The following is an 8082-nucleotide window of genomic DNA, read 5'->3' on the forward strand; positions in this document are numbered from 1 at the left end:
AGGCGGCGCTCGACCGCCTCACGCCAATGGCCATAGAGTTCCTGATAACGGGATTGCAGCGCTGCCTCCGGCTCGAGAATCGCCTTGCGGGTCAGGGTGCGGAACACATCCTCACGGGAGGTGTAGTAGTCGCAACCCCAGGCCGCGGCCCGGGCGACGCCCTCGGCGCTGTCGGTCTGATACAGCTCCAGCGGAGCGCCGGTCAGGTTCACAAAGGCGCTGCTGAAAATCGGACTCAAAAACATGTTGCTGTGCCCGGCGCGCACCACGCGGGTTTCCGCGCCCAGGCCCTTGATCAGATCAAAACCCAGGTTCATGGCATAGGCCACGCCTTCCTGGGTGGCGCGGGCGATGTGGTTGACGCTGTGACGGTTCAGGTCCAGGCCATCCATCTGGGCGGACAGCAGCTTGTTGCGCATGATCCGCTCGGCGCCGTTCCCGAAAGGATAGACGTTCAGGCCTTCACTGCCAGGTTCCACAGATTCGCCCAGCTCGTTCAGTTTCGGGTAGGAGACTTCACCGCCGGCGCTCAGCACGCCGCGCAGCCAGCTGTTCATCCGACCGGCGCCGTTGATGCAGGCCAGCAGGCCCTTGTGCACTTCGGCCTCGCCTTTGTTGACGTGGCGGAAGGTGTTGATGCGCTGATCGGGGTCGGCAATGTTCTTGTCGGTGACCGCATAGACCACGCCGGAGGTGCCGGCAGTGGTGGCCACATCGCCCGGCTCCAGCACGTTCAGACTCATGGCGTTGGCCACCTGGTCGCCGGCGCGGAAGGCGATTTTGGTGCCGGGGTTGATGCCGAGTTCGCGGGCGGCCTGTTCGTTCACTTCGCCCTGCACGCCCAGGTTCGGGACCTGTTTGGCCAACAGGCTTGGATCGATATGCCAGTGCTTGAGCAGTTTTTCGGAGGCTTTGTTTTCGGCAAAGTCCCAGAACACGCCTTCGGACAGGCCGGAGGCAGTGGTGGTGCACTCGCCGCTCAGTTTGTAGGCGATGTAGTCGCCGGGCAGCAGAATCTTGTCGATTTTGGCGTAGGTATCCGGCTCGTTTTCCTGCACCCAGCGCAGCTTGGCGGCGGTGAAGTTGCCCGGGGAGTTGAGCAGGTGCTCCATGCACCAGTCTTTACCCAGTTCCTCAAAGGCTTTCTCGCCGGTGGCGACCGCGCGGCTGTCACACCAGATGATCGAGGGGCGCAATACCTCGCCCTGCGCATCCACCGCCACCAGGCCATGCATCTGATAGGAGATGCCGATGGCGCCGATCTTGTCTTTCGCTTCGGGGTGCTCGGCCCACATCTGGGCGCAGCCCTGACGCACGGCGTCCCACCAGGCTTCCGGGGACTGTTCCGCCCAGCCGGACTGCGGGGCGCTGATGGTCATTTCCTGGGGCGGGTAGGTGGCGCCCACCACCCGTTCGCCGGTTTCGCCATTGATGACGGCCAGTTTGACCGAGGAGCTGCCGATGTCTAATCCTAAAAAGTACATAGTTCTACTCTTTCTGTCTGTTGGGTGCTGTCTGTTGGGTTTGAGCCGCTTGCTGCCCATCTTATAGTTTAGGTGACTAACAGTAAATCCGCGTTGATCGATTCAGACCGTCTGCTCGGAGGGCTGACCACGCTTACTTCCGGGGTCATCCGCGCGGGGTGGTGCGGTCGAGTCCCGGACAATCAATCGGTGCTCCACAATTTCCGGTGCCTCGCCAATATCGTGGCCCTCAATGGCGCTGATCAGCCGGCGCATGGTGCGCTCGCCGATCTCTTCCGTGGGCTGCACCACGGTGGTCAGGGGCGGATCCATGATGGCCGCGTAGCGGGTGTCATCGAAGCCCACCACCGAAATGTCTTCGGGGACGCGCAGCCCCCGGCGTTTGATTTCATAGATTGCTGCCATCGCCATTTCGTCGTTGGCGCAGAAAATGGCGGTGGGCGCCTCCGGCAGGCTGAGCAACTTGCGGGTGGCCCGCCGAGCACCGTCGATGGTCTGATCGCCGTTGACCACCCACTCCCGGTGTTCGCCCTGGGGGCTGGCTTTCATGGCATCGAAGTAGCCCCGCTCCCGGTCACGGGTCAGCAGTGAACCGCGCGAACCGGCGATAAAGCCGATGCGCTGGTGACCGAGCTGGAGCAGATACTGGGTGGCCTCGCTCGCGGCGCGACGGTTGTCGACCCGTACGCTGGGGATATGGGCCATTTCGTCGGTGACGTTTTCGCAGCCGAGCACGATCGGGGTGCGCCGTGCCTGGGTGGAGTACTGGCTGGTGCCGGAAATGGGCGAGGGGCTGGCGAGCACGATGATGCCATCGGCCTCCTTGGACATGACCATCTTGCAGTAGTCGTCCAGCTCGGGCTGGCTGCTGGCGGTTTCCCGGATCAGGATCGAATAGCCGGTTTCCCGGGCGACGCCATTGATGCCGCGCATCACGCCTTCCCAGAAGGGCAGGCCCACGGATTGAAGCACCACCAGAATCAGCCCGGTTTTGCCTCGACGAAAGTTGCGGGCCAGGGCATTGGGGGTGTAGCCGGTTTCCTCAATAGCCGACTGAACCGCCGCCAGGGTCTTGGGTTTGACCTGGTCGGGGCTGTTCAGGCACCGGGATACCGTGGAGATGGATACCCCGGCCAATTTGGCCACTTGCTTGATCGACACGGTTTCGCTCCGTTAGCGCTGTGTGCTCCGACGCTCCGGCCGGAATGAGAGTATTCATAAAAAGGTTTATGAAAACGTTGCCATTCCGGCTTATGGTCGTTAAGACACTGAATAAGGCAGATTATGGACCCGTTTTTAGGTGATTGGCAAGTGGCTGAGTCAAAAAATAGAAACGTTTTCATTTTGGGCAAGAGTGTGGGGTATTGTCCTAATGGCCGTCGGTTCGAGGGGAGGTGGATTAATGGCGGGGGCAGAGAAGAGACCAGTACCTCCGCACGGAGGTACTGGTCTCTTCAGGTTGGAAGCTTCATGCTCCTGAGAAAAGCGTGTCAGCCTACTGGTTCATGGTCAGCTGCCATGACCAGTTCATGGCGCACTCAACCGTAATGTCCTCAGGCACGTACGTGGTTTGCCGCACCTCTATCCAAGTTCCGCTGATATTGCTGGCGTCGGGGTCGTAATAACCGACAAAGTCACTGCTGTCGCTGCTGACGAAGTTTTCCTGTGGTATATGTTCTGACACAGGCTCAAAAAAGCTCAGTTGGCCCTCCGCCGTCAATGTGCCGGTGATGGAGTCAGTGTCATCGCCTGTGCCTGACGTTAAGACGAATGACCCATTGGCCGCGTCCAGTTCCAGTTGAATCTGCTCTTCCAGGGTATCGCCCACCGTCTCATCGGCGCAGTACACGTCGTACCCCGGACCGCTGACGGGATCGTCGATGGTGGGGCCGGTGATCGAAACCAGGGTTTCGGTCAGTGTGTAGGACCCACCGGTTGCCGCGGGCGTGTCGTCGTCGCCACCGCCGTCGGTACCAGAGCCACCACCAGAGCCTACTGATACGCCAGTCGGACCTATTCTTTCAAAAAGAATAGGTTGCTCTTCGCCGCCATTGTTTTCTGTTTCCAGGCTTTCAATCAGCACCAGCTGGTTGGTCTCGGCATTGAAGTTGATGGTAGTAATCGTATCGCCGCCACCATCCAAGCAATCCCGTACTCCAGGAGCCGTGCCGGGGCAGGGGTGTGAAAGGCCCCATTCGCCATTGGTGTCTGTCGCCTGGGTGAACGTGGCGGCGCCGGTGTCGCTGTCGATGGTGTATTGGCCGCGCTCTATACCTGTCTGTCCTGCATCATCCATTGGCGACTCCTGAAGCATGGCGTACAGGCCGCTTTCAAACAGGTGGATGAGAACGAATTCCGTCTCGGTATCAATGCTCCAGGTGCCCACCCGGCCGTCGGTGTCGCTGTAGAGGCGGGTAAACTCAATGACTTCGGCACCGTCGCCTTCGCTGTCGCAACCTTCTCCGACGCCGGTGTCGGCGCCCAATAACAGCTTGTCGTCGCCGGGGTTGTCGCCAGTTACCAGGTCAAAGGTGAACAGGCTGTCTTCCTCTGAGGCGCAGGTGCTGCCGGACAGGCCAATCTCACCGTTGTAGTCGCGCACGTTCGACAGGGTGATCTGGCCATTGTTGATGTTCCAGTCGAGTTCACCCACTTCGAAACCATCCATTTCGGGCCAGTCCTCGTCATTGAAGATGGCGAAGCGACCGTCGGCTAATAGGGTCAGCACGATGACAAACTGTTCTTCAGGATCCGCCGCTGACGTGTCCACGTAATACCAGCTCCCCACGGCCTGGTCCCGGACATTGTCGATTGAGGCCTGTAGGTGAGCCCGAGCGTCTTCGGCGGTAACCAGGGTGGCATTGTCGCTGCCGGAGTTGGTGACCAGGTCGGCCACCTGATCATCGAAATCCTCAGCCGAGAAATCCACCGCCGTGGCGAAGTCGGCGGCCTGGCTGGCGATATCGATGCCGTTGCTGGCATCCCCATCAAAATCGAGGGTCTGCAGCAGGCGGGCAATATTGGTCGCTACCACATCAGTGGGGTCATCGGTGCCGGCAATGGTCAGAGGCGTAATGACGCCGCGTGCGGTGGTTGGGGGGAAGCTCAGATCACCAATGGAGAAGGTCACGGTATCGCCCGGCTCAAAGGTGAACCGGCCTTGGGCGTCGGTGGTGCCGGTGACGCCGCTGGGAGCGTTGGTGAACGTCACTCCCGCAACAGCACTGTCGACAAAGGTGCCGGTACGGCTGCCGGCGGTGGGCTCGTCGTCCCCGCCGTCATCATCGGTGCCGTCGTCACCATCGCTATCGTCGTTGGTGTCACCACCATCGTCGTCATTGGTATCGCCGCCGCCGTCGTCGTTGGTGGGTGGGGTGTCACCGCCGCTGCTGCCGCCGCCGCAAGCGGCCAGCGTTATCAGGGCGAAGCTCAACAGTAAGGTTCGAATGAATACAAGCATGATCTGGCTCCAATATGATTATGAGAGGTCGGTACCGAATCCTGGTCCGGACGGGTCCCTGTCGCTGCCGATGGAGCGGAACAGCGGCTCCGGCGCGAAGCTGTCGCTAAACTCCTCCCGGCAGTCTAGTACAGGTGGGGTAGAGGGGCATCACCCATTTGAGGTATGACGGACCGGAGGTGGCGGCAGCCAGACCGACGGTTTGGCAAAAACCCCTTGCACTCGGGGCCCTAACACTGAACAATTCCCGTTTCGGCGGAGGTCAGATTCCGCACGCCCCTCCGTCCTGTGACGTTGAGTGACGACTGCAAGGTGATCAATGACAGAGCTGTACATTTTGCGCAATCAGCATGGGTATTTTCTGGGTAAACAGAAGGATTGGCTGGACGGTCGGGACCGCGGTGCCCTGTACAAGACACCCCACAAGGACGAGGCCATCAATCTGAAGGTGGAAGTGAGCGCCAAGGATTTCGAACAGCGGATTCATATTCTGCCCTGTCAGCCCGATGAGCGTGGTCTTCCGGTGCTGGCGGTGGATGACATGCCCCCGCCGCGGGCCCGAGTGAAGCCGGTCCGGGCGGACAGTGCCGAGCCGGCGCCGGAAGCGTCACCTGAGCCCTCCGAGTCCGCCCAAGAGGCGCAAGACTAACGCGTTTTCAATACCGGCCGGTTCGTGCTGTAAAGGAGCCAACCTTGTCCCAATCCGAGCGTTTCCGCCATCTTCTGACGCACTTCGCGTCAACCGCCAATCAGACGCTGGGCGGCATTCGCCGGGGCGTGGAAAAAGAGAGTCTGCGGGTGACGCCCGAGGGTGAACTGTCCCAGGCGGTGCACCCCAAAGGGCTGGGGTCGGCGCTGACACACCCGCATATCACCACCGATTACAGCGAAGCGCTGCTTGAGTTCATTACCGAGCCGTTCACCCGGGTCGATGCATTGCTCAAGCAGCTGGATGATGTTCACCGTTACACCTATAGCGTGCTGGACCGGGAGTTGCTCTGGCCGGCCAGCATGCCCTGTGCGCTCAAGGGCGAGGAAGGGGTGCCGGTGGCGCTCTATGGCAGCTCCAACAGCGGCAAGATGAAAACCGTGTACCGCCTGGGGCTGGCCCACCGCTACGGGCGGGTCATGCAGACCATTGCCGGAGTCCATTACAACTTCTCGCTGCCGGACGATTTCTGGCGCACCCTGCAGGGCGAAGAGGGAGATACCGGCTCCCTGCAGGATTTCAAAACCCGGCGCTACTTCGACCTGATTCGCAACTTCCGGCGCTATTCCTGGCTGTTGATCTATCTGTTCGGCGCCGCCCCTGCGGTCTGTCGTTCATTTGTGCGCAATCGGCCGCACAAACTGGTGCCGTTTGAGGGCGATGAGCATACCCTGCACGCCCCTTACGCTACCTCGTTGCGCATGGGGGATCTGGGTTACCAAAGCGATGCCCAGCAACAGATGATTGTCTGCTACAACGATCTACCCTCGTACCTTCAGACGCTGTGCAAAGCCATCACCCAGCCTCACCCGGCCTATCAGGCCGTTGGCGTGAAGGGGACAGACGGCGAGTACCAACAGCTCAACACCAGTCTGCTGCAGATCGAGAACGAGTTTTACAGCAGCGTGCGTCCCAAGCGCACCACACGGCGTGGCGAGACGGCGCTACAGGCGCTTCGACTGCGCGGCGTAGAGTACGTTGAGGTGCGCTGCGTTGATCTGAACCCCTATGAGCCCTTGGGTATCAGTGCCGAGCAGATCCATTTTCTGGATGCCTTCCTGCTGCACTGTCTGTTGTCGCCGAGCCCGAAAGCGGACGATCAGGAGTATCGCAACATCCAGGAAAACCAGACGCGGATTGTCTACCGTGGCCGTGAGCCCGGCCTGAACTTGTGCCGCGGGGCCGGTGAAGTATCGATGTTCGAGTGGGCCGGTGCACTGTTGCGGGAGATGGATGACTGCGCGGGTCTGCTGGATCAGAGTGCCGGTGACGGGCACTTCCGGGCGGCGGTGGCGCAGCAGCGTCGCAAACTGGACAACCCGGCCCTCACGCCCTCGGCTCGGGTTCTGGAAGACATGCGCCGGGACAAGCTGACCTTCTTCCGCCACTCCATGGGGTTGGCCGAGCGGCACCGGGAGGCGTTTCTGCAGCGTCCGCTGGCGTCTGAGCAACAAGCCGCCTACGTGCGAATGGCGGAACAGTCCCTGAGCGACCAGGAAGCCGTCGAGGCGGAGGATCAGCTCAGCTTTGAAGACTACTTGGCGAACTATTACCGCCAGTATCAGGACTGCGGTTGCAGCGCCTCCGAGACTTAGCGCTGAACCACAAAGTTCCGGAACAGCAGGTCGCGGACCACGTTTTCCCGACCTTCCTCCTGCGCGAGCAGCGCGTTGGTTTCCGCCAGCGCGGTCTGGCGAAGTTGCTCGCGCCCGCTCTGGGTATTGATCTCTTCCTCCCCCTGGCGACTGAACAGCATGACCAGGTGGTGGCGTATCAGTGGCATGTGATGGCGGATCACACTGGCGTCCCGGGATTTATCGAGACGTAGCGAGACTTCGGCCCGTAAATACTTGAGCCGCCCCGGTCCGCCGTAGTTGACCACCAGTGGCTCACTTAGCGGTACATAAAGCTGGCCGTCTTCCAGCTCATCCTCCTGGGCGCTGGCTGACCAGCTCAACAGCAGACCGACGCTGAGCGCCAAGGACAGAAAAAAGCCTGTCGACGGTCGGTTAGACGCATATTTGAAGATCGACATCGGAAACCTACCGGTGATTCATTCGGGAATCTGTGCGCTAAATGGTGGCGCGCTCAGGGCGTTATTGCGTACCATTGTAGCCTAAAGGCGGCGCAGTGATAGCGCCTTGTGATGGCCCCAAGAGACCTGATTATGCCATTGACCATTCGTATGACCAACCTGCTCATCCTGCTCGCGGTGATGGCCATGATGGCCGTTGCACTGTATATGGAGCACGCCATGGGGTTGGAGCCCTGTCCCCTGTGTGTCAGTCAGCGAATTTTCGTCATTCTGGTGGGCGTCTGGGCGCTTCTGGCATTTTTACACCATCCGGGGCGCATCGGCCGGGGTATTTATGCGGGGTTGGGGGTGCTCTCGGCGGTCGCCGGTGGTGCCGTATCCAGCCGCCAGCTGT

At 60.6% G+C, this 8082-nt stretch carries 7 protein-coding genes; 3 read left to right on the forward strand and 4 right to left on the reverse strand.

The window, feature by feature from the left end:
- The 3 genes from B3187_RS08470 to B3187_RS08480 form a co-directional block, all read right to left on the reverse strand.
- A partial coding sequence (locus B3187_RS08470) for a xylulokinase (RefSeq protein WP_286805742.1) occupies nt 1-1484 on the reverse strand: 1484 nt, incomplete at its 3' end.
- 102 nt (nt 1485-1586) lie between these two features.
- Nucleotides 1587-2645 carry a LacI family DNA-binding transcriptional regulator gene (locus tag B3187_RS08475; RefSeq protein WP_286805744.1) on the reverse strand — a complete coding sequence of 353 codons (1059 nt, stop codon included), beginning with the start codon at nt 2643-2645 and terminating at the stop codon, nt 1587-1589.
- 334 nt (nt 2646-2979) lie between these two features.
- Entirely contained in the window at nt 2980-4944 is a 1965-nt protein-coding gene (locus B3187_RS08480; RefSeq protein ID WP_286805746.1) for a hypothetical protein, read from the reverse strand.
- A 319-nt stretch (nt 4945-5263) separates the two neighbouring features.
- Between B3187_RS08480 and B3187_RS08485 the strand changes: the two genes are divergently transcribed.
- Entirely contained in the window at nt 5264-5593 is a 330-nt protein-coding gene (locus B3187_RS08485; protein ID WP_286805748.1) for a hypothetical protein, read from the forward strand.
- 74 nt (nt 5594-5667) lie between these two features.
- Nucleotides 5668-7248 carry a glutamate--cysteine ligase gene (gshA, locus tag B3187_RS08490; protein ID WP_286805777.1) on the forward strand — a complete coding sequence of 527 codons (1581 nt, stop codon included), beginning with the start codon at nt 5668-5670 and terminating at the stop codon, nt 7246-7248.
- Here the strand turns inward: gshA and B3187_RS08495 are convergent.
- Nucleotides 7245-7688: a flagellar basal body-associated FliL family protein gene (locus tag B3187_RS08495; RefSeq protein WP_286805749.1), complete on the reverse strand. Its 444-nt coding sequence runs from the start codon at nt 7686-7688 to the stop codon at nt 7245-7247. The genes gshA and B3187_RS08495 overlap by 4 nt on opposite strands.
- Before the next feature lie 132 nt (nt 7689-7820).
- Between B3187_RS08495 and B3187_RS08500 the strand changes: the two genes are divergently transcribed.
- The coding region (locus tag B3187_RS08500) for a disulfide bond formation protein B (protein WP_286805750.1) at nt 7821-8082 on the forward strand (262 nt) is incomplete at its 3' end.

Source organism: Marinimicrobium sp. UBA4209 (assembly GCF_002381585.1).
Lineage (GTDB): Bacteria > Pseudomonadota > Gammaproteobacteria > Pseudomonadales > Cellvibrionaceae > Marinimicrobium > Marinimicrobium koreense.

Excerpts from the sequence above, each read along its gene's own strand:
- B3187_RS08480 (WP_286805746.1), bottom strand. The coding sequence starts at position 4,944 with ATGCTTGTATTCATTCGAACCTTACTGTTGAGCTTCGCCCTGATAACG.
- B3187_RS08485 (WP_286805748.1), top strand. The coding sequence starts at position 5,264 with ATGACAGAGCTGTACATTTTGCGCAATCAGCATGGGTATTTTCTGGGT.
- B3187_RS08495 (WP_286805749.1), bottom strand. The coding sequence starts at position 7,688 with ATGTCGATCTTCAAATATGCGTCTAACCGACCGTCGACAGGCTTTTTT.